Raw genomic sequence first — 20,331 nt, 5'->3', positions numbered from 1 at the left:
CGAGCCCGGTTCCACCAGGTGGGCGTCGTCTCACCGGCGGGCGTGGTGCCCGGCGGGCGTGGTCTCAACCCCCGGCGAGCACCGGTAGCGGCACCGGCTCAATCATGGCGCCGGTCAGGAACACCTCGGGGCACGCGGACAGATCCATCGGCGACGACGGGACGCCGGCCCGGACGAGCAGGTCCCCCAGGGCGGCGATCATGACCCCGTTGTCGGTGCAGCGGCGGAGTGCGGGCACCCGCAGTCGCACCCCCGCTGCCGCGCACCGCTGCGCGGCCAGCGCACGCAGCCGGCTGTTCGCGGCCACCCCGCCGACCACCAGCAGGTCACCCACGCCATGCTCGGCGCAGGCCCGCAGTGCCTTGGCGGTGAGAACGTCCGCGACCGCCTCCTGGAAGGACGCCGCGACGTCGCGCAACGGCACCGCCGCCACACCTGCGGCCGACGCCTGGCGCTCGGACCACCGGGCCACCGCCGTCTTCAGCCCGGAGAAGGAGAAGGTGTAGGGCGCGTCCGCACGACCGGTCAGGGGACGCGGGAAGGCCACCGCACCGGCGTCACCGCCGTGGGCGGCGCGGTCGAGCGCCGGCCCACCCGGATAGGGCAGGCCCAGGGCACGGGCGACCTTGTCGAAGCATTCGCCGGCGGCGTCGTCGAGCGTGTCGCCGAGATGGATGATCGGGTCGCGGGCGAGGTCTCTCACCAGCAGCAGCGACGTGTGACCGCCGGAGACGATCAGCGCGACCAGCGGGTTCGGCAGTGGACCGGCGTCGACGACGTCCGCCGCGATGTGCCCGGCGAGGTGGTGGACGCCGTAGAGCGGGACATCCAGCGCGAGTGCGTACGCCTTCGCCGCGGCGACGCCGGTGTGCAGGGCGGTCGCGAGACCGGGACCGGCGGTGACCGCGACCGCGTCCACCGCCGAGCTGCCCAGCCCGGCGGCCGCGAGCGCGCGGTCGACGCACGGCACGAGGAACTCCACATGCGCCCGCGCGGCGATCTCCGGCACGACGCCGCCGTACCGTGCGTGCCGGTCCATGCTCGACGACAGCGCCTCACCGAGCAGGACTCCGTCGCGCACCAGTGCGGCTCCGGTCTCGTCGCAGGACGTCTCGATGCCGAGCACCACCGCCATCGATTCCCCTTCCCTCCGGGTTCGCGCCGCGGGCCTTCGGTCCCCGCCCGGCGGTGCCCCTTTTCTCCTGCAACCTTGTTGCATCTGAGGCTACGCTCGCACTGATGACCATCAGCGCACCGGAGCCCCCATCCCATGTCGATCACCGATGACATCGCCGCCACCCGACGCTTCTTCGGCCCGCTCGCCGAGACCTGGGAGCAGGAGGGCCAGCCCGACGAAGCACTGATCGCCTGGGCCGTGCCACTCATCGGCGTCCGGCCCGGCGACGTCGTGCTCGACGTCGGCTGCGGCACCGGCCGGGCCCAGCCCGCCCTGCGCGCGGCCACCGGACCCGGCGGCCGGCTGGTGGGGGTGGACGTCACCGAGCCGATGCTGCGCACCGCCGCCCGGCTTGGCCGCGACCGGCTGGCGCATCTGCTCCTCGCCGACGCCTGCGCCCTGCCGGTCGCCGACAGATGCACGGACGTCGTGTTCGCCGGCGGCCTGCTGCCACATCTGCGGGATCCAGCGCTGGCCGTGACCGAGTTCCGTAGGGTCTGCCGACCGAAGGCGAGGCTGGCGGTCTTCCACCCGCTGTCTCGGCGCCAGCTCGTCCGGGTACATGACGGACTCGACGCGCGTGACCATCTCCTGGCCCCGGGCCGGCTCGCCGCCCTGCTCGCCGCCGGCGGCTGGCAGGTGGAACAGATCCACGACCTCGCCGACCGCTACCTCGCCGTAGCCACCGCCGCGTCCTCGGTCTGACCGACGTCGACCGGCCGCGTCACCCGGTCTGGCCGCGTCACCCAGCCGGGCTACCCGCGTCGACGTCCCGGTCGACGTCGGCGTCGGCGTTGCGGTCCAGGCAGTCGGAGCACAGCCCGGCCAGCGCCGTGTGGTCGGCCAGCAGGAGGAAGCCCGCGCCGTCACGCAGCCGGCGCGCGGCGTCATCGAGCACGTCGGCCGGGACGTCCACGATCCGCTCGCAGGCCCGGCAGCGGACGTGCAGGTGCGGGGCGCCGGTCAGCGGAGCGGACAGGTGGTAGAAGGCCGGGCCGTGGTCGGTGTGCACATGAGTGACCAGACCCAGCTCACCGAGCCGTTCCAGGGCCCGGTACACGGTGGTGCGGTGCAGGCCCGGCGAGACCGCCAGGGCCCGGCCGAACACCTCCTCGGCGGACAGATGCTCCGAGGCCGCGCTCAGGATCTCGAGGACCGCCCGACGGGCGGAGGTCACCCGCTCCCCGCGCCGCCGCAGCACCGCGATACCCGCGTCGATCGGGCCGCCGTCGGCATCCACCGCCGCGGAGCCGGGCACGCCCGCACCACGGACACCGCCACCGGGGACGACACCGCCGCCTGTCACCGGGAACCGCCCCGCACGCAACCGTGCTGCCGACGGCCACACCGACACCCCGGTGACGGGTGACATGCCACCCACCGTGCCCCCATCGCTCCCCCAGCCGCCTTCACATGCAACATTGTCGCATGACGTTGTTGCCCATCCGCACCCTCGGCGACCCGGTCCTGCGCACCCCGGCCGAGCCCGTCACCGTCTTCGACGACGCCCTGCGCCGCCTGGTCGACAACATGATCGAGACGATGTACGACGCCCCCGGAGTCGGGCTGGCCGCCCCGCAGATCGGCGTCGGCCTGCGGGTCTTCGTCTTCGACACCGAGTACGACAGCGACGACCCGCGTTCCAGCCGGGAGCCCCTGGTCGTCGTGAACCCGGAGCTGGAGACCGGCGCCGTCGGGCAGGACGGTTCGGAGGGCTGTCTGTCGGTCCCCGGCCTCGCGTATCCGACCCCCCGGTCGGCGACGGCCACCGTCCGCGGGTTCGACGCCACCGGCGCGGCCGTCTCCTACACCGGAAGCGGCCTGCTGGCCCGCTGCCTTCAGCACGAGACCGACCACCTGAACGGAACGCTCTACCTCGATCGACTGACGGACGAGCATCGTCAGGCGGCGCAGAAGGCGCTCAGCGGCGGTGTGCGGGCATCACGCCCCGTTCCCTCGATCTTCCGCCGCCGCTCCGGAGACGGCTGAGGCCCGACACCCGAATCGCGACGGGTGCGGGCCCCTCCCCGCTCCTCCTGTGATGTCCGTCAGGCGGAGGCGCCGCGTGCGGGTTTCCTCCGTCGCCTCGCCAGCAGCCCGGCGGTGAGGTCGAGCAGCAGGAAGACGAGCAGCGTCACCCCGAGCACAGGCGCCCACCCGACGGCCGCCGTGATCAGGATCAGTGCGGCCAGCGCCGGTTTCGGCAGCCGCCGCCAGGCGCCACGGGCGGGCGGCGGGCCGACGATGCCCGCCCGATCGCCGCGGGAGGGGCGGCGCTGCCACCACATCCGGTAGCCCCAGACGATCATGCAGAGCAGTCCGAGCGCGAGACCTGCCAGCAGGATCTGGTTCGCGACGCCGAACAGCTCGCCCATGTGCGCCCTGACGCCCAGCTTGGTCAGCTGTGCGAGCAGCGGCCAGTCCTCCCAGCGCACCTCGTTGACGACGCGGCCGTCCACCGGGTTGACCGCGACCTGGTCGAAGCGCACCGGCCAGCGGCCGTCGGTCTGTGCCGCCGACCATGCGGTCGCGGTGTCGGTAGCCGGGGTGACCTCGATGGGCCCGTCCAGGCCCGCCGCGCGGGCCGCCGAGACGACCCGGTCGACCGGTTCCGCCACCGAGGACGCCACGGCACCGGCATCAGTCGCGCCGGCATCGGTCGTGCCGGCATCGGTCGTGCCGGCATCGGTCGTGCCGGCATCGGTCGTGCCGGCATCGGTCGTGCCGGGACCGTCCACCGCGTGCCCCTGATGCGCCCCGCCCCCGCCGCCGGTGGTGGTGGTGGAGGCCGCCTGGGGCAGGGTGGTGTCGAGGCTGGGCATGTGACTGTCTGCCGCGTCCAGCACCCGGGAGAAGTGCTCGCCGGCGTAGCGGGACCAGGTCAGCCCGGTCGCGGAGAGGAAGAGCAGCCCCACGAGCAGCCACACCCCGAGGCTGCCGTGCCAGCCCAGGGTGCGCCGCCGGCCACGGGCGGTCAGGTCGGGCAGCAGAACCGCGCGCATCCGCCGGGCCCGCCGGGCCTGGCTGGTCTCGCTGGCCTGGCTGGCCTGGCTGGCCCCGAGGGCCTGGCGGCGGCGGGCCAGCCAGAGCACGAGGCCACCGAGCGCGACGATCCACAGCCAGCTCGCGGCGGTCTCTGAGTAGTGCCGGCCGAACGCACCGAGATGCAGGTTGCGGTGCAGGTCGTCCAGCCAGGTGGTCAGTGGAGTGCTGCCCCACCAGGTGGTCAGGGCGCCCTGCACCCGGCCGGTGTAGGGATCGACGTAGACGGTGCGCTGCCGGTCCCCCAGCCCGGGGACGGACAGGACCACCCGGGTGGTCCTGTCCGGTGCGTCGCCGGTGAGTACCGAGCCGAAGGTGCCCTCGGGATGCGCGGCGAGGGCCGCGCTGATCTGTTCGGCGAGGGGCCGCGGCGTGGTGCCGACCTCCTCGACGTAGAGCTCGTCGGCGTAAACCAGCCGGTCGAGCTGCGGGGTGAGCGTGTACGCGAGGCCGGTCAGCGCGGCGATCGCCAGGAACGGCGCCACCAGCACCCCGGCGTAGAAGTGCAGCCGCAGCAGCAGTGGCCGCCATCCGCCGATGGTCCGTCCGACCGGCGGGGAGACGCCCTCCGATTCCGGCCGGCGAGGCTCGGGGACGTCGAGGGTGTGGGTGTCAGCGGTGTGGGACTCAGGGAGATCTTTCATGTGCGCGGTGTCGGTTGCCGCGTCATCGGGGGATGACCCCGACTTGTCGAGCGTGGTCACAGGGCTCTCCGAACATGCGTGTCGAGGCATGAGGTAGCCGCACCGCGTCGCGATCGGCGCGCGCACGCGTCCGCGACTGTGAGCGCGTCGGCGTCGGCGCGTGCGTCCGCAGCGGTGGCGGTGGTGGTCGGATCCGTCCCGCGTCGAAGGCGGAACGGCGATGCCGGGCCGGATCGCGGCACGACGGATCAGCCGTCCCACCAGTGATCGACGGGACGGCGCCGGGTGCGGCTCAGGCCGGACGGGGGTCCGGAGGTCCCCTGCGGACGACGAGATGAACCAGCTGAACGAGGTGCGGCGCCCGGTCCGCCGCCGGCCGGCGCTGCCGCGCGACGGCCAGGACCGGCAGTGGGCAGAGCCCGTGAGTGCGACGACGACGCAGGCGGCCCGCCGCCCGGCGGGCCACGGCCGCCGCCCCGCGCGCGGCCCGCCACAGCAGCCGCTCTCCCACGGAGAGCCACCAGGCCAGGACGAGCGCCGCCGCCAGATGCAGGAGAGCCATCCGCGCCCCACCGGGCAGCAGGTCGATGCCGGCCGAGTCCAGGGCGCCCGTCGGCATCGTCATGGAACCGTGAGCGGGCAGGCCGCGATGGGTGCCGTGCGCCGGCTCCGTCATGGCGAAGCCGAGGTGCAGACCTGCCTGGACGCCCAGCACCAGGCCGCCGAGGCGCGGCGGCGCCATCCGGCGCCCGGTGTTGCCCCAGCAAACCCGCAGCGCCAGCAGGCTCCCGCAGGCGGTGACCGGCAGGCTCGGCAGCCGGTCGCAGGCCGCCACATGGGCGACGACCGCCAGCACGACGGCCAGCACGGAAACAGCCGAGGCACGCGCGCCCCGCCCGACCGGCGTCGCGGCCCAGATCACAGTTCCGGAATCATAGTCAGATCGTGCTCAGTCCGACACGCACTCGAGGCGCTCCGGCCGGCCGGCGTGAACATGGTCATCTACCCGGTGACCCTGCTGCGCCTCGCCATGGGCGCGGTGGAGGACGGCCTGCGGACCATCCTCGCCGACGGCACCCAGGCCGGTGTGGTCGACCGGATGCAGACCCGCGCCCGGCTCTACAAACTCCCCGACCACGCTCGGCTGACGCCCACGGGATCTTCCGCTTCGGACGCCCGCGGGGCGGCCCGCGCTGGCCGCCCCGCAGGCCCTCCCTCGCCCCGGAGCCTGCGTGTTCCCGCGTAGGCTCCGGGGCGAGCCGGTGTGGAGACACCCGAATCCGGGTGGTGGCCCCTGGGGAGTGGTGATGCTGGTCGTGCACGGCGTCTGCACGCCTTCGGGCCTGCCGGTGCTGTGGGCGGAGGACACGCGCCGGTTTGGACGGCCCCCGCAGGAGACCGCCGCGGACCCGTCTGCGCACCCCTTCGCCGCGATGGCCTCGGACCTGGCGCCGCTCGCGGCGGCCCGGCCCACCGCGTCCGGGCGCCTCGCCGTGCTCCTGCCGAGCCTGACCAGTGGCGCACCGCTGGCGTCACCGGAACTGGCGGCCACCCTCACCACCGCGATCGCCGGCTCGGCCGGTCCACGAGCGCGGAGCACCGCCGGGACGGAACACGACGCGCAGGCCCAAGGCCCGGCTCTGCGGACGTGGCAGGTCGACACGATCTGTCTGGGCCTCTCGCCCGCCTGCGGCCCATGGTGGGAGCCCGGGGAGGGGGTCCGGCTCGGGGCGTCCGCGGGGTTCCTGCTGGCCGTCGACGCCTTCGGGGCGGAGCTGGTCGACCGCGGCCGGGTGCTTCCCGCGGTCGGGTGGGACGGCGCGCGGCCCCTGGCCCGCTGGTCGCCCGTCCTGACCGGGCCGGACGCCGCACGGTTTGACGAGCTGGTCGCGGCCATGCCACCCGCGTTCCGGGCCGCCGCCCCGACCGCGGCGGGGGGGAGTCCTGGAACGACGCGGTCACGACGCTGGGTGCCGCGCTTGATCACCGGGTGGAGACGCATGTCCGCCGGCGGCTGCGGGAATCCGGCCGCCGCCTCGGGGTCCCGGGGCCGCGCCGGACGGCGGCGGCGCGGGCGGCGGCCGGCTGGCTGGCCGCGCTCGACGGCGCCGACAGGACGGATGACTCCGACGGCTCGGGTGGGACGGATGACTCCGACGGCTCGGGTGGGACGGATGGGACCCACGGCGCTCCCCGTTTCACCGCCACCGGCACTGCGGCCCGCGAGCTCGCCGCGAAGGTCGAGACGTGGCGGGCGGACGGCGGGTGGACGTCCGCGCTGCGGGTGTGCTTCCGGCTGACCGAGCCGGGAGCGCTGTCGCGGGGATCCCCGGGCGACGACGACGCCTGGCGGGTCGACTTCCTGCTGCAGGCGGTCGACGACCCCGGCGTTCAGATACCTGCGGGCCAGATCTGGCGGCGCCGGCCCACGGGGCCCGCCGGCCCCGCCGGGTGGACCACCGATGCCGAGGAGGCGCTGCTCGCCGGGCTCGGCCGGGCCGTCGCGGTCTGGCCGGACCTCGACCGGGCTCTGCGGGAGGCCCGGCCGGCGAGCCTCGATCTCGACCTGGCGCGGGCGCAGCGGTTCCTGGAGCTCGCCGGTGCCCTGGAGCAGGAGGGCTTCGGGGTGCTGGTGCCGTCCTGGTGGGTGCGCCCGGCCCGGCCGACGGCCCGCCTCACCGTCCGCGCGGTGGACCCGGTGACGCCGATCCTGCGGGACGTCACGACGGATCTCGCGCGGATCGTCGACTACCGCTGGGCCGTCAGCCTCGGCGGTGTCGAGCTGAGCCGCGTCGAGCTCGAACGTCTCGCGAAGGCCAGGGCCGGCCTCGTGCGGCTGCGCGGCAGATGGACCCGGGTGGACCCCGGCCAGCTCGCCGACCTGGACCTGGCCCGCCAGACGGGCGGCGGCCGGATGACCGTCGGCGAGGTTCTCGCCCACGCGGGACTCGGCCCCGCGGGTCTCGGCCCCGACCAGACCGGCGCGGACCAGGCCGGCGCGGACGTCGAGGTGGTGGCGGACGGCTGGCTCGGCGCGCTGCTCGCCGGCCCGGACGGCCCGCCGGGCGAACCTCGGCCGGGTGAGGGGTCCGGGGCAGTGTCGCGGATGGAACCCGTCGAACCGCCGGCTGGGCTGGGAGTGCGGCTGCGTCCCTACCAGGTGCAGGGACTGACCTGGCTCGCGCTGCTGGACCGGCTCGGCCTCGGCGCGGTCCTCGCCGACGACATGGGCCTGGGCAAGACCATCCAGGTGCTCGCCCTGGAGCTGCGAACCCGGGCCGCCGCCCGCCGCGGGGCGACCCTCGTCGTCTGCCCGACCTCGGTGCTGGGGAACTGGCGGCGTGAGACGGCGCGGGTCGCCCCCGGTCTGACCGTTCACGCCCACCACGCGGCCGTCCCGCCGGACGGCCCGGGTGTCGCCGAGGCCGCGTCCGGGCATGACCTCGTCCTCACCACCTATCCACGGCTCGTCTGCGACATCGAGGCGTTCCGCGCGGTCGGCTGGGAGCGGCTCGTCCTCGACGAGGCGCAGCAGATCAAGAACGCGGCGACCGCGCAGGCCCGCGCCGTCCGCCAGCTGACCGCCCGGCACCGGGTCGCGCTGACCGGGACGCCGGTCGAGAACCGCCTCGGCGACCTGTGGTCGATCATGCACGCGGTGAACCCGGGTCTGCTCGGCTCGGCCGCCGCGTTCCGCGCCCGCTACGCGGTGCCGATCGAGCGGTACGCCGACCCGGAGGCGACCGCCCGGCTGCGCCGACGGATCCACCCGGTCGTGCTGCGCCGGGTGAAGACCGACCCGGCGGTGCTGCGCGACCTGCCGTCCAAGGTGGAACTGCGCCAGCTGTGTACCCTGACCCCGGAGCAGGCCTCGCTGTACCGGGCGGTCGTCGACGACATGATGGAGCGGCTGCGGGACCCGTCCGCCACCATGCGGCGCAACGGCGTGGTGCTGGCCGCGATGACCCGGCTCAAGCAGGTCTGCAACCACCCGGCCCACCTGCTCGGCGACTCCTCGGCGCTGCCCGGCCGCTCCGGAAAGCTCGCCCGGCTGGAGGATCTGCTCACCGGCATCGTCGCGGACGGCGAGCGCGCGCTGTGCTTCACCCAGTTCGCCCGGTTCGGGGCGATGCTCGCACCGCACCTGTCCGCCCGGCTCGGGGTGGAGGTGTCCTTCCTGCACGGCGGTCTGCGCGCCGCCGAGCGCGACGCCCTGGTCGAACGCTTCCAGACCAGCTCCGGGCCCGGGGTCTTCCTCCTCTCCCTGAAAGCCGGCGGCAACGGCATCAACCTGACCGCGGCGAACCACGTCATCCACATCGACCGGTGGTGGAACCCGGCGGCCGAGGCGCAGGCCACCGACCGCGCCCATCGCATCGGGCAGCGTCGCGACGTGTGGGTCCGCACCCTGCTGTGCATGGGCACCCTGGAGGAGAGGATCGACCGCATCCTCACTGACAAGGCCGCGCTGGCCCGCACCGTCGTCGGCGGTGGGGAGAGCTGGCTGGCCACGCTCTCCACCGACGAGCTGCGGGACCTCGTCACCCTCGCCCCCGACGCCGTCGATGGCTGAGCCGCCCACCCGCGGCCAGCGGGACCGGAGCCGGGACCGGGAGCGGAGCCACCGGGCCTGGTGGTCCGCACAGTTCCTCGAGCTGATCGAGGGCATGACCCTGCCCGAGCCGCTGCGCGCCGGCCGTGCCCTGGCCCGCACCGAGGCGGTCCTGAACGTGCGGCGCACCGGCAACCTCGTCGTCGCCATGGTCCGCGACCGCGGCGAGAACCTGCACAAGCCCCGGCTTGCCGTCCGGACCTTCGGCGACGACGCCTGGAGCCAAGCCGCGGGCGCTCTGGCCGCCCAGGCCCGGCACGCCGCCGCACTGCTGGCCGGCTCCCTGCCCGCGGACATCGAGGACATGTTCGCCGCCCGCGGGCTCACCCTGTTCCCGCGGCGCGCCGACGACCTGGCGATGGACTGCACCTGCACCGACTGGCAGCGGCCGTGTGCCCACCTCGTCGCGGCCTGCCACCAGCTCGCCGAAACGATCAACACCGACCCGTTCACGCTGCTCGCCCTGCGCGGCCGGGAACGCGACGCGCTGCTCGCCGAGATCCGGCACCTTCGCCCACGCTCCCCCGCCCCCGCGACCGGCGACGTCCAGCCAGCCACGGCGCCGCCGACCGACCCGGCCAGGTTCTGGACGTCGCCGGATCCTCACCGGACGGCTCCGGACCCGGCCAGCTGGACATCGCCGGGCCCCGTAGGCCGCCGCGACGGCACGGCTGACCGGAGCGGGCCCGCGGGACGTCCCGACATCCTGCTGGACCTGTGCGGGCCGCTGGTCGTGGAACCGTTCGGCGATCTGCGCGAGGTGCTGCGCCCGGCCTACCGGATCCTCACCACGCCCCGGGCGTCACCCGCTACGACCCCGCCCGCCGTGTCTCGGGCAGACGGGGCCGGACCTCGGGCACACCGTCGTGGCGGCTGACCTCCACCGGCAGGCCGTAGACCCGTTCCAGCAGATCGGCGCGGTAGACGTCGGCCGGTGCGCCGGTGGTCAGGACGCGGCCGCTGTGCAGCAGGGCGACCTGGTGGCAGAAACGGGCCGCGAGGTTCAGGTCGTGAATGGCCATCAGCACATGGAGGGCCCGCTCGGTGGCCAGGGTGTGCACGAGGTGCAGGGTCTCCACCTGGTGGCGCAGGTCGAGGGCGCTGGTCGGCTCGTCCAGCAGCAGCACCCGCGGCTGCTGGGCGAGGGCGCGGGCGATGACGACCCGCTGCGCCTGGCCGCCGGAGAGCTCGTCGACATGCCGGTCCGCGAGGGCGGTGAGGTCCAGCAGTTCCATCGCCTCGCGAACGTTGCGGATGTCCTCGCGCGACGGCCGCAGCCGGGTGTGCGGGGTGCGGCCCAGCATGACGGCCTCGGTGACCGTCAGGGCGAACGGGCCGGGCGAGCCCTGCGGGACGTACGCGGCGATCCGGGCGAGCTCCCGCGGCGCCAGCCGGTGCAGGTCGGTTCCGCCGAGCCGGAACGTTCCCGCCTTCGGGCGGTGGACGCGGCAGACGCCCCGGATGAGGGTGGACTTCCCGCTGCCGTTCGGGCCGAGCAGGCCGACGACGGTTCCCCTGGCCACGGTGAGGTCCAGGTCGGTGAGCACCGTCCGCCGCCCGTAGGCGAAACACGCGCCGCGGATGTCGAGTGTGGGCGACGGTGCGGTCGCGGGCCTCGCGCTCTCAGCCGGCGGCGCGCTCACAGGAACTGCCTGCGGCGGGTCAGGACGAGGTTGATGAACAGCGGCGCTCCGAGGAAGGCGACGACGATCCCCACCGGGATGACGGCCGGGGCGAACAGGGTGCGTCCGGCGGTGTCGGCGGCCAGTACCAGCAGGGCGCCGGCGATCGCGGCGAATGGCAGCAGGAAGCGATGATCGGCCCCGACAATCAGCCGGGCGATGTGCGGGGCGACCAGCCCCACGAACCCGATCACGCCGGTGAAGCTGACAATGACCGCGGCCAGCATCACCGCCAGCAGGCTGCACACCAGTCGGGTGCGGGTGACGTCCACGCCCAGGCTGCGCGCGGCGTCGTCGCCGGCGAACGCGATCGCGTTGAGGTTGGCGGCCTGCCCTGTGAGCAGCACCAGCGCGACAGCGACCGGCACCCCGACCGCGGCGACCTGGCCCCAGGTCGCCGCGTTGACGCTGCCGAAGCTCCACCGGACGATCTCGGCCAGTTGGTTCTCGCTGGCGATGTACTGCATCGTCGAGGTGAGTGCCTGGAACAGGTAGGTCAGCGCCGTCCCGACCAGGATCAGGGTGACCGGCGAGGCGCCGCGCAGCCAGGACAGGCCGAGCAGCAGGCCCGCGCAGAGCAGCGCCACCGCGAGGGCGGCGGCCACCATCGTGACGTCACCGCGCCCGGTCGAGTCGCCGAACAGGATCGTCACGGACGCGCCGAACGCCGCGGCCGAGGAGATGCCCAGGGTGAACGGGCTGACCATCGGGTTGCGCAGCAGGCCCTGCAGCACCACTCCGGCGATGGCCAGGCCCGCCCCCGCGACCACGGCCAACCCGATGCGCGGCAGGCGCAGCTCCCACACCACGGTCTGGGTGGCGAGGTCGTCGGCCGCGATGGTGATCCCGAAGGTTCGCGTCCACAACGCCCAGCCGACGTCGCGCAGCGATACCCCGCTGGCGCCGACCGAGACCGCCGCGACGCTGGTCACCGCCAGCAGCACTGCCCCCGCGGCCAGAATGAGGATCTTGCGGCGGGCTCGGCGACCGGCGAGGCGGAAGGGGTCTTCTCCCGGCGGCCCGGCCGGTTCCACCGATTCGGTGGAACCGGCCGTGAGTGCTTCACTGGTCATCGCAGGGCCGTGGTCAGGCGCTGGCATGCAGGCGGTAGGCGGCCGGGTCGGGCAGCGGGACGCCCTGGTAGGTCTCGATCCACTCCTTCATCACGGCGTCGGGGTCGACGCCGGCCATCTTGTCCGGGTGCAGCCAGCTCGCGAGGTAGAGCGAGCCGATGATCTTCGAGCAGGCGTTCATCGGGAAGGAACTGGTGACGTACACCTGCCCGTCGCGCACGGCGGTGATCCCGTCCCAGCCGGCCCGGCCCAGCAGGTTCGCGCGCTCCGCCGCCAGGTCCCCCGCCGACTCCAGGGCGTACCCGCGGCCGGTGTTGCGGACGATCAGCTCCGGGTCACGGTCGAGAACGGCCTCGGGGTCGATGTCGAGCTGGTGGACCGACCCCCGGGCCGAATCCGCGTCGGTGAAACGGATGTCGCCGAAGATGTTCGTGCCGCCGGCCAGCGTCACCATGTCATGCCAGCCCGAACCGGGAACGGGCGACGCGAAGTCCTTGTCGTTCTCCAGGTAGACGCGTCTGGGAGTGACACCGGCGAGGCGCTCGGTCAGCAGGTCGCGGTATTTCGTGTAGAAGGCGTTGAGCTTCGCCGCCTGCTCCTGCCGGTCGAAGATCTTCCCGATCAGGTCGACGTTGAAGATGTGGTCGTTCTGGTCCCAGCCGGTGATGACCAACGTCTTGACGCCGAAGGCCGCGAGCTTTCCTTCCGCTTCCTTCCAGGCTCCGTTACGGGGGAAGATGACGACTTCGGGCTTCAGTGCCGCGAGCTGCTCGTAGTTGGGTTCGGCCTGACCTTTGCCCGCGGTCTTCGTGATGTCGAAGTCGCCCCAGTAGCCGGTGTAGTTCTTCCCCGCCGAGCCCTCGTCCAGCCCGACCACCGCGTCGAAGGCCCCGACGGCGCGAATGAACTCCACGTTGAAGGTGTTGAACGCGACGACCCGGCGCACCGGAACGGTGATCTCGACCTCGCGGCCGGCGTCGTCGACCACTGTGATCTCATGCCGGGCGGCCTGGGTGCCACTCGCCGCGGCCGGCTCACCGGTTGTCGGGCTTGGGCTGCAACCCACCAGTGCCGCGCAGAGCAGCGACAGTGCCGTCACCGCGGCCAGGGCGACGCGACGCGGCGCGCCTCGCCGGTGGTTCGTGGATTCCCCGGAGCCGTCCGGGCGGCGCGGATCGCAGGTCCGGGTCAGGAATGGCGGCGTGGTCATTGGTTCCTCGGGTGTCAGGGCGCCGAGAGCGCGTGGCAGCAGTGATCCAGAGCAGGGGAAATCGCAGGAAACTCGGTGACCAGACACGAAGAATGTCGGATTTTCGCGCGGGCCACCGGCCTGGGAGTTTTTCGCCACGTCCTCATTCGGCGGTCGCCGGAGAGAAAGGACTGGAACAGAAATCGACAACCGGCCATCCGTCGGCACGGCAGACAGCTGGTGAACAACGGCATCGGGCCGGAGACCGGCAGACTGCGGCGGCCCGCATGGGGCCTGGCGCGGCACGTTCCGGAGAGCCGCACGGGAGAGCGGCGTTCGATCAGATGATCAGGCGTGCAGCCATTTCTCGACCTCCCTGGATTGCGCGTCCCGAGTCGGTGACAGGACAACATCAGGCCTGACTCACGGCGACCGTCCGATGAGAAGGTCACCGTTCACAGTGGCGCGACCGCGCCGGATTCGCACCGGCTTCCGATCATTGTCCTGGAGCTCCGCAAGCGTACGGGCGTCCCACCTGCACGTCAATGCGGATACGCAGATGACGGGACCGACGTGACGTTCACGATGTGCCGACGACCGCGCCCACGGAGCGCGAGGAAGGTCAGTGGGTTACGGCGGAGCCGTGATGGAGCTGGGGTGCGGGACGGACCCGGGTGAGCAGCTCACCGACGACGGGGTCCGTGAGCCGGTAGCGGATCACCCGGCCATCACGCTCGGAGACGACGGCCTGCTGATGGCGCAGCAGTCGCAGTGCCTGCGAGACCGCCGCGTCGTTCATCCCGACCGCGACGGCGAGATCCGAGACGGAGATCGGCCCGGCATGGTGGACCGCGAGCAGGATCGCCAGCCGGCCCGGCTCGCCGAGCATCGCGAAGACACCGGCCCAGCGGGAGACGTCGGCCCGGTCCCCGATCGCGGCCACCGCGTCGCACGCGCGGTCACCGTCGATGATCCGGTGCTCGGCCAAGTCGCCCAACCGGTGCATGGGCCGATTGTCGCACCCGCTCCACCGGCCGGGCGTCCTCGCCCAGTGGGTGCGCTCTGTCGTCACCCTGCTCGTCATCGGCGTCATCCTGAACAGCGCCGTCGGATCCCTGGTCAGCCTCCTGCTGACCTGGACGGCGCCACAGCGGGCAATCCAGAACTGGATGTGGTCGCTGGGAAGCTTCGCCGGCACCTCCAACGGCCACCTGGCCCTCTTCGCACCCGTCGTCGGCGCAGGCCTGCTGGTGGCGCTGCTGACGGTCAAACCGCTCAACGCGCTGCTGCTCGGCGAGAACTACGCCCACACCCTCGGCGTGCGGCTGCGCCGCGTCCGCGCGGCCACGCTGCTCGGGTCGTCGCTGCTCGCCGGAGCGGTGACCGCGTTCTGCGGGCCCGTCGCCTTCCTCGGCATCGCCGTACCGCACATCGCCCGCCGGGCGCTCGGCAGCGCCGACCACCGCATCCTCGTCCCCGCCACCATGCTCACCGGAGCGGCGCTCGCGCTCGCCTGCTCGATCGGCTCCCAGCTGCCCGGCACCGACATGGTGCTGCCGATCAACGTCATCACCTCCCTGGTCGGCGCGCCCATCGTCATCGCCGTGCTGCTGCGGGCCCGCGCCGCCGTCGCCGGGGTCGCCTGATGCACCCCGACGGCGACGACCTGCGTTCTGACCCCACCACCCGCACCATCGAACTGCGTGGGACACCTCGCCAAGGAGCCGGAGATGACAACCGACACCGAGTACCGCACCGTCGACGAACTGGGCAACGGCACCCTGCAGGTCTGGGATCTACCCACCGACACCGACACCCTGCTGTCGATCATCAAGGACGTCTTCACCGACCACTGGCGCCAGATCGGCTTCGGTGTGATCGTGCAGGGCGCCGCCTGGGAGGTCGCCGCACCGAACGCACCCCGGAAGATCGCGATGTATGACGGATACGTCACGGTCGACTTCGGTGCCTGGCACTTCCACCTCTGCATCGGTGAGCACACCGCCAGCGGCCCCGAGCTCGGCCGCATCCGCCGCTGCGCCCGCGCCGAGCTCTACCGCCGCGTCGGCCCGGACGGAGCGCCCGTCTCCTGGGGGCTTCGCCTGTTCAACGCCATCGGCGAGCAGATGATGACCGTCCTGCTCCCCAACCCGTTCCTCACCGACACCCAGGAACTGCGCGCCGCACCGGACTTCTCCCGTCTCGCGGCCTGGGACCATCTCCGCCGGCGCTACCTCGGGCTCGACCCTGATCCGCACGACCGGTCCGGCACCGGTTTCCGCCACGGCTGATCCGGACCTCCGGAACGGTTCACTCGTTCCGGGGGCGTCGAGTACACCCAGGAGATCGTCTGCATCGCCTTGCAGATGATGCAGGCGTTCTCGTACAGTTCGTCCCGCCGTGGTGCTCGGGAAGCCGGTGTGGAACCGGCGCGGCCCTCGCCACTGTCATCGGGATGTCACCGGCCAGTCCCCGCCCGTCGGGGAGTCACTGAGCATCGGAATCGTCGCCTGGGAAGGCGGCCGGTGACGCACCACCCGTCAGCCAGGAGACCGGCCACGGCGCCCCCGCGAATCCGTCCACGAGGTGCTGGAAGGCGGCTGAAACTCCGCATGCGCGCACGTCTGGTGGCCCTGAGCGCCACCCTCCTTCTCATCCCCGCGCTGCTGGCGGGCTGCGGCGGCGACGATCCGTCGCCGGCCGCCGCCGGCGCGGGCACGGACACCCGCGGCTGCGTCAGCTCGTTCGACGAGAACACCGACTACTTCCCGGTGCATTCGACGCTGGAGTACGCGAAGAACTTCACCATCACCTACGAGAAGGCCTACCAGGTCGTCACGGTGAAGGAGCCGTACCCGGACGGCAAGCCCGAGTCGTACGTCCTGTACCGCTGCGGCACCCCGAAACCGGAGCTCACCGGTGACCTCGCCGACGCACCGCGCGTCGAGACGCCGATCACCAGCCTCTACTCCGGCTCGACGACCCACCTGCCGCTGCTGGCCGACCTGGGCCGCCTCGACGTCCTCACCGGGGTGGCGACCGGCACCTACGTGATCAACAAGGAGGTGCGCGGCCTCGTCGACGCGGGCAAGGTCGTCGAGTACGCCACCAACGGCCAGATCGACACCGAGCGGGTCGTCACCGGGGCGCCGGACGTGCTGATGACCGACGGGTACGACGTCCCCGAGTTCCAGAAGCTGCGCGACGCCGGCGTTCCCGTCGTCGCCAACGCCGAATGGCTCGAGGGCGACCCGCTGGGGCGCGCCGAATGGGTGAAGTTCATGGCGGCGTTCACCGGCGACGAGGACAAGGCCACGAAGGCCTTCGACAAGATCGAGGCCGACTACGACGCGATCGCCGCCAAGGTCCCTGACGAGAAGGCGGTGCCGGTGCTGGTCGGCAGCATGTACCAGGGCACCTGGTACATGCCCTCCGGCGGCAGCTACGTCGCCAAGCTGCTCGCCGACGCCGGCGCCAGCTACCCCTGGGCCGACTCGACGGACGCCGGCAGCCTCGAGCTCGACTTCGAGACCGTTTTCACCAAGGCCGGCAGTGCGAAGATCTGGCTCGCCGACGGCGAGTGGAAGTCCCTCGGCGACATCACCGGCGAGGACGCCCGCTACGGCCAGCTCACGGCCGTCCGCGACGGCCAGGTGTGGGACAACAACCTCGTCACCAACGCCGACGGCGGCAACGACTACCGGGAACGCGGCGTGGCCCGGCCCGACCTCGTCCTCGGTGACCTCGCCGCCATCCTGCACCCGGACGCCTTCCCGAACCACACGTTCGCCTTCTACCAGCAGCTCAAGTAGTGACGGCGCTGTTCAGATCGGCCGCGGAGGCGTCCAGCAACCCGGTGGCGTCTCCCGGCGCGGCCACCACACCACCAGCGACCTCGGTGACATCCACAAGCAGGGCCACCGCTGGTAGCCAGAGCGTCGCGGGCCGGCGTCGGGCCCGCGCCGCGGTCGTTCTCGGCGGGCTCGTCGCCGGTCTGGTCGCGATGTTCCTGCTCGCCCTGGCGGTCGGCTCGGTCTCCATCCCGCTCGACGAAACCCTGCGGGTCCTCGTCGGGAACGAACCGCACGACCCCCGGTGGACAGTCGTCATCCGCGAGATCCGCCTGCCGCGCGCGCTCACCGCCGCACTCGCCGGGGCAGCACTCGGCGTGGCCGGACTGCAGATGCAGACCCTGTTCCGCAACCCCCTCGCCGACCCGTACTCCCTCGGCGTCAGCTCCGGGGCCAGCTTCGGGGTCGCCGCCGTCGTCGCCGGGGTCGGCGGCTCCGCCGGAGTGTTCACCGCCGGTGTCGCCGGCAGCGGCCGGTTCGGGGTGGTCGTCGCCGCGGCGGTCGGTGCCGCCGCCGTCCTCGGTGCCGTGCTCGTGCTCGCCCAGTGGGTGCGCTCCGTCGTCACCCTGCTCGTCATCGGCGTCATCCTGAACAGCGCCGTCAGCTCACTGGTCAGCCTGCTGCTCACCTGGACGGCGCCGGAGCGGGCCGTCCAGTACTGGATCTGGTCGCTGGGCAGCTTCTCCGGGACGTCCAACAGCGACCTCGCCGTCTTCACGCCCATCGTGGGTGTCGGGCTCGGCGTCGCACTGCTGACCGTCAAACCGCTCAACGCGCTGCTGCTCGGCGAGAACTACGCCCGCACCCTCGGCCTGCGGCTGCGCCGGGTCCGCGTGGTCACCCTCGTCGGCGCGTCGGTGCTCGCCGGATCGGTGACCGCGTTCTGCGGGCCGGTCGCCTTCCTCGGCATCGCCGTGCCGCACATCGCCCGCCGCCTGCTCGGCAGCGCCGACCACCGGCTGCTCGTCCCGGGAACGCTGCTGACCGGCGCGCTGGTCGCGTTGGCCTGCTCGATCGCCGCGCAGCTGCCCGGTACCGACCAGGTGCTACCGATCAACGTCGTCACCTCGCTGCTCGGTGCTCCGATCGTGATCGCGGTTCTGCTGCGGGCCCGCGCCGCCGCGGCCGGGGCCGCCTGATGCCCGCCACCGCTCCGGTGCCACCCGGGCCGCCCAGCCCATCCGAGACACCCGGGACGCCGGGGGCAGGAACGCCCGGGCTGTGCCTGGACGGGCTCGCGGTCGGCTACCGCCGCCGCCGGGCGCGCCACCGGGTCCTCGACGGCCTGACCGCCACCGCCCCCCGCGGGCAGCTCACCGTGCTGCTCGGCCCGAACGGCATCGGCAAGTCCACCCTGCTGCGCACCCTCGCCGGCCTGCAGCCGGCACTGGCCGGGCGGGCCCTGCTGGACGGATCGGACCTCAACCGGCTCAGCGGAGCCGAACGGGCCCGGAAGGTCAGCACCGTGCTCACCGACCGCGTCCAGGTCGGCCTGCTCACCGCTGCCGACCTGGTCGGTCTCGGCCGCCACCCACACACCGGCCCCACCGGCCGGCTCGACGACACCGACCGGGCCGTCGTCGACTGGGCCCTGGCCGCCGTCGGCGCGTCCCAGCTCGCCACCCGCGACGCCGACGAGCTCTCCGACGGCGAACGCCAACGGGTGATGATCGCCCGCGCACTCGCGCAGGAACCGTCACTGATCCTGCTCGACGAGCCGACGGCGTTCCTCGACGCGCCGAGCCGGGTCACCGTCACCGCGCTGATGCGCCGCCTCGCCCGCGAACGCGACCTCGCCGTCGTCGTCTCCACCCACGACCTGGAACTGTCGCTGCGGGTCGCCGACCAGGTCTGGCTCCTCGACCGGGCGGGAAACCTGCACACCGGCAGCCCACAGGAGGTCATCGGCTCCGGCGCGGTCAACACCACCTTCGACGGCGACGACCTGCGTTTCGACCCCACCACCCGGACCTTCGAGCTCCACGGCGACGCGGCGCGGTGGGACGAGGCGACGCGCTGAGCGTGCCCACGGTGGCCGCAGAAGCCGCGGGAAGCCGCGCCCACCGTGGGCCGCCAGGTGCCACGCCCGCCGCAGATGCCGTCAGAGAATCTCCTCGCGCACCGCGACGAAGCACGATTCCCGGACGAGGTCGTCCTCGTTGCGGTCGAGGTTCTCGGCGAACCAGGCCATCCGCCGGCGGATGCCGTCGAGGTCGTCGAAGTAGACCTCGTTCACAGCGTCGTAGGCCCAGTCCGCCTCGGCCTCGGCGCCGGCGCCGGTGCCGGCTGCCGCGGGCAGCAGGGGATGGTTCTGGATGTAGGCGAGCCCGCGGACCTCGGCCGGAATCGGCACCGTGCCGACACTGCCGGCACGGCTGCGCCACCGGTCGAAGAACTGCGCCAGGGTCAGGTCCGCGGCGCGGCGGGCGAGCGCCATCTGCTTGAGACCCGTGGCACCGTCGCGGAGCTGGTGCCGGAGCCATTCGTCGCCGCGCATCACATGCTCGTGTGCCACCACGACGCCGGCGGACTCCAGCTCCACCGCCTCGCCCAACAGATCGTGCGCGGCCGTGCCCTCGGGCGAGGACGACCAGGCCTCGAACCGCCTAAGGTGCTCCTCGTCGGTGAACCACTGCAGCCCGATTCCGTCATGCGGTGCCTCGGGGCTGACCTCGGCCAGCACGGTGCCTGCGGCCAGGCGCAGCGGCCGTGCGGGCGGCGGGGCTGTCGCCGCGGCGCCGACCGCCGCGCGCCAGGCGGCGGCGAACCGCTCCGGAGCGCACGCCCGGGTGACCAACAGGATCCGTTTGATCACGTGTTCTCCCTGTCTTCCCACATGGTCGGTCTTCCCGCATGGTCGCGCCTACCCGTCGCCGGTATCTTCAGCCAGGCGGTGGCGGGACGTCCGGCGAAACCGCGAACCAGCCGCCCGAGCCGCCACAGCGTCACCTGACCATCCGCAGGAGTGAAGGATTCTGGTCGTCGGGACGACCAGAATCCTTCACTCTTCGAGCCGCCGCGGGTGCGGCTACGGCTGCTACCGCCGGGTGCGGCCACGGCG

The 20,331-nt window shown here is 73.0% G+C and carries 18 protein-coding genes, 1 pseudogene and 2 riboswitches; of the genes and pseudogenes, 10 read left to right on the top strand and 9 right to left on the bottom strand.

Annotated elements, in window-relative coordinates:
- Positions 1–64: 64 nt before the first annotated feature.
- Positions 65–1,135, bottom strand: a complete 1,071-nt coding sequence (gene tsaD / locus AWX74_RS16675; protein ID WP_091277639.1) for a tRNA (adenosine(37)-N6)-threonylcarbamoyltransferase complex transferase subunit TsaD — start codon at positions 1,133–1,135, stop codon at positions 65–67.
- Positions 1,136–1,270: 135 nt separating this feature from the next.
- On the opposite strand from tsaD, the gene AWX74_RS16670 reads away from it, so the two are divergent.
- On the top strand, positions 1,271–1,882 hold the full coding sequence (locus AWX74_RS16670) for a class I SAM-dependent methyltransferase (protein WP_091277637.1): 612 nt from the start codon (positions 1,271–1,273) through the stop codon (positions 1,880–1,882).
- A 37-nt stretch (positions 1,883–1,919) separates the two neighbouring features.
- Here the strand turns inward: AWX74_RS16670 and AWX74_RS16665 are convergent, their stop codons facing one another.
- Entirely contained in the window at positions 1,920–2,549 is a 630-nt protein-coding gene (locus AWX74_RS16665; protein ID WP_091277635.1) for a Fur family transcriptional regulator, read from the bottom strand.
- A 56-nt stretch (positions 2,550–2,605) separates the two neighbouring features.
- Between AWX74_RS16665 and def the strand changes: the two genes are divergently transcribed.
- A complete protein-coding gene (gene def, locus AWX74_RS16660; RefSeq protein ID WP_091277633.1) occupies positions 2,606–3,166 on the top strand; it encodes a peptide deformylase in 561 nt (186 codons plus the stop codon).
- A gap of 59 nt (positions 3,167–3,225) precedes the next feature.
- Here the strand turns inward: def and AWX74_RS16655 are convergent, their stop codons facing one another.
- Both AWX74_RS16655 and AWX74_RS16650 read right to left on the bottom strand, forming a co-directional pair.
- Positions 3,226–4,923, bottom strand: coding sequence for a PepSY-associated TM helix domain-containing protein (locus tag AWX74_RS16655; RefSeq protein ID WP_207550343.1), 1,698 nt, complete (start codon positions 4,921–4,923; stop codon positions 3,226–3,228).
- A gap of 232 nt (positions 4,924–5,155) precedes the next feature.
- Positions 5,156–5,785 carry a hypothetical protein gene (locus tag AWX74_RS16650; protein ID WP_242666273.1) on the bottom strand — a complete coding sequence of 210 codons (630 nt, stop codon included), beginning with the start codon at positions 5,783–5,785 and terminating at the stop codon, positions 5,156–5,158.
- 45 nt (positions 5,786–5,830) lie between these two features.
- Here AWX74_RS16650 and AWX74_RS41320 point away from each other — a divergent pair.
- The 3 genes and pseudogenes from AWX74_RS41320 to AWX74_RS16635 form a co-directional block, all read left to right on the top strand.
- Positions 5,831–6,109, top strand: a pseudogene (locus AWX74_RS41320) (hypothetical protein); the annotation flags it as partial.
- Between the two features lie 744 nt (positions 6,110–6,853).
- Complete coding sequence (locus AWX74_RS16640; RefSeq protein ID WP_242666272.1) at positions 6,854–9,436, top strand: DEAD/DEAH box helicase; 2,583 nt, start codon at positions 6,854–6,856, stop codon at positions 9,434–9,436.
- The gene (locus AWX74_RS16635; RefSeq protein ID WP_193209650.1) at positions 9,429–10,352 is read left to right on the top strand and encodes an SWIM zinc finger family protein; all 924 of its coding nucleotides are present in this window, start codon (positions 9,429–9,431) and stop codon (positions 10,350–10,352) included. Before AWX74_RS16640 ends, AWX74_RS16635 begins: the two co-directional genes overlap by 8 nt.
- Here the strand turns inward: AWX74_RS16635 and AWX74_RS16630 are convergent.
- The 4 genes from AWX74_RS16630 to AWX74_RS16615 all read right to left on the bottom strand — a co-directional run bounded on the left by AWX74_RS16630 (position 10,285) and on the right by AWX74_RS16615 (position 14,407).
- Positions 10,285–11,118 carry an ABC transporter ATP-binding protein gene (locus AWX74_RS16630; protein ID WP_091277629.1) on the bottom strand — a complete coding sequence of 278 codons (834 nt, stop codon included), beginning with the start codon at positions 11,116–11,118 and terminating at the stop codon, positions 10,285–10,287. The genes AWX74_RS16635 and AWX74_RS16630 overlap by 68 nt on opposite strands.
- On the bottom strand, positions 11,115–12,230 hold the full coding sequence (locus AWX74_RS16625; RefSeq protein ID WP_091277627.1) for a FecCD family ABC transporter permease: 1,116 nt from the start codon (positions 12,228–12,230) through the stop codon (positions 11,115–11,117). The genes AWX74_RS16630 and AWX74_RS16625 overlap by 4 nt, the downstream gene beginning before the upstream one ends.
- Positions 12,231–12,243: 13 nt before the next feature.
- Complete coding sequence (locus AWX74_RS16620) at positions 12,244–13,440, bottom strand: ABC transporter substrate-binding protein (RefSeq protein WP_091277625.1); 1,197 nt, start codon at positions 13,438–13,440, stop codon at positions 12,244–12,246.
- Positions 13,441–13,835: 395 nt separating this feature from the next.
- Positions 13,836–13,913: riboswitch (cobalamin riboswitch) on the bottom strand.
- Positions 13,914–14,041: 128 nt separating this feature from the next.
- A complete protein-coding gene (locus AWX74_RS16615) occupies positions 14,042–14,407 on the bottom strand; it encodes an ArsR/SmtB family transcription factor (protein WP_242666271.1) in 366 nt (121 codons plus the stop codon).
- A gap of 25 nt (positions 14,408–14,432) precedes the next feature.
- Between AWX74_RS16615 and AWX74_RS16610 the strand changes: the two genes are divergently transcribed.
- The 5 genes from AWX74_RS16610 (at position 14,433) to AWX74_RS16590 (ending at position 19,290) form a co-directional block, all read left to right on the top strand.
- On the top strand, positions 14,433–15,065 hold the full coding sequence (locus tag AWX74_RS16610) for a FecCD family ABC transporter permease (RefSeq protein ID WP_226930819.1): 633 nt from the start codon (positions 14,433–14,435) through the stop codon (positions 15,063–15,065).
- 84 nt (positions 15,066–15,149) lie between these two features.
- Positions 15,150–15,710, top strand: a complete 561-nt coding sequence (locus tag AWX74_RS16605) for a DUF7676 family protein (RefSeq protein ID WP_091277620.1) — start codon at positions 15,150–15,152, stop codon at positions 15,708–15,710.
- 93 nt (positions 15,711–15,803) lie between these two features.
- Positions 15,804–15,994: riboswitch (cobalamin riboswitch) on the top strand.
- 37 nt (positions 15,995–16,031) lie between these two features.
- Positions 16,032–17,231 (top strand): ABC transporter substrate-binding protein, encoded by a 1,200-nt coding sequence (locus AWX74_RS16600; RefSeq protein ID WP_091277618.1) that lies wholly within the window; start codon positions 16,032–16,034, stop codon positions 17,229–17,231.
- Positions 17,231–18,409 carry a FecCD family ABC transporter permease gene (locus AWX74_RS16595; protein WP_242666270.1) on the top strand — a complete coding sequence of 393 codons (1,179 nt, stop codon included), beginning with the start codon at positions 17,231–17,233 and terminating at the stop codon, positions 18,407–18,409. Before AWX74_RS16600 ends, AWX74_RS16595 begins: the two co-directional genes overlap by 1 nt.
- Positions 18,409–19,290: an ABC transporter ATP-binding protein gene (locus AWX74_RS16590; RefSeq protein ID WP_091277616.1), complete on the top strand. Its 882-nt coding sequence runs from the start codon at positions 18,409–18,411 to the stop codon at positions 19,288–19,290. Before AWX74_RS16595 ends, AWX74_RS16590 begins: the two co-directional genes overlap by 1 nt.
- Before the next feature lie 81 nt (positions 19,291–19,371).
- Here AWX74_RS16590 and AWX74_RS16585 read toward each other — a convergent pair whose 3' ends face one another.
- Positions 19,372–20,085 carry an EthD domain-containing protein gene (locus AWX74_RS16585; RefSeq protein WP_091277614.1) on the bottom strand — a complete coding sequence of 238 codons (714 nt, stop codon included), beginning with the start codon at positions 20,083–20,085 and terminating at the stop codon, positions 19,372–19,374.
- Positions 20,086–20,331: the final 246 nt, after the last annotated feature.

Origin of the sequence: Parafrankia irregularis (assembly GCF_001536285.1) — a bacterium.
Classification (GTDB): Bacteria; Actinomycetota; Actinomycetes; order Frankiales; family Frankiaceae; genus Parafrankia; species Parafrankia irregularis.
The sequence above is the reverse complement of the archived record's forward strand: the minus strand, read 5'-3'. Positions and strand labels throughout refer to the sequence as shown.